The organism is Streptomyces sp. STR69, from assembly GCF_024519455.1.
GTDB lineage: Bacteria > Actinomycetota > Actinomycetes > Streptomycetales > Streptomycetaceae > Streptomyces.
In genome coordinates, this window is record NZ_JALJRY010000086.1 from 1 (window position 1) to 999 (window position 999).

The 999-nt window shown below is 64.2% G+C and carries 1 protein-coding gene; it reads right to left on the reverse strand.

What is annotated here, in order from left to right; genetic code table 11:
* Positions 1-999 (reverse strand): cbb3-type cytochrome c oxidase subunit I (locus OC490_RS49060; RefSeq protein ID WP_262064554.1); only part of this gene is annotated, 999 nt, incomplete at both ends.

Here is a 999-nt window from a genome sequence, read left to right on the forward strand (position 1 = left end):
GAAGGTGATCAGGAAGCCGGTGGCCCAGAGCATCGGGGTCTCGAAGGACAGGGACCCCTTCCACATCGTTCCGATCCAGTTGAAGAACTTCACGCCCGTCGGTACGGCGATGAGGAACGTCATGAAGGAGAAGAACGGGAGGAGGACTCCGCCGGTGACGTACATGTGGTGGGCCCACACGGTCACGGACAGGCCGGCGATGGAGATCGTCGCCGCGACCAGTCCCATGTAGCCGAACATCGGCTTGCGGGAGAAGACCGGGATGACCTCGGAGATGATGCCGAAGAACGGCAGCGCGATGATGTACACCTCTGGATGGCCGAAGAACCAGAAGAGGTGCTGCCACAGCAGGGCCCCGCCATTTGCGGCGTCGAAGACATGTGCCCCGAATTTCCGATCCGCCTCCAGCGCGAACAGCGCGGCGGCGAGGACGGGGAAGGCCAGCAGAACGAGGACGGCGGTCAGCAGCACGTTCCACACGAAGATCGGCATGCGGAACATCGTCATGCCCGGTGCGCGCATGCAGATGATCGTGGTGATGAAGTTGACCGCGCCGAGGATCGTGCCGAAGCCGGAGAAGGCCAGACCCATGATCCACATGTCGGCGCCGATGCCCGGCGAGCGGACCGCGTCCGACAGCGGGGAGTAGGCGAACCAGCCGAAGTCGGCCGCGCCCTGCGGGGTGAGGAAGCCACCGACCGCGATGGTCGAGCCGAACAGGTAGAGCCAGTAGGCGAACATGTTCAGCCGCGGGAACGCCACGTCGGGCGCGCCGATCTGCAGCGGCATGATCCAGTTCGTGAAACCGGCGAACAGCGGCGTCGCGAACATCAGCAGCATGATCGTGCCGTGCATCGTGAACGCCTGGTTGAACTGCTCGCTCGACAGGATCTGCAGACCCGGCCGTGCCAGCTCGGCGCGCATCAGCAGCGCCATGACGCCGCCGATCAGGAAGAACGCGAACGACGTGACCAGATACAGCGTGCCGATCGTCTTGTG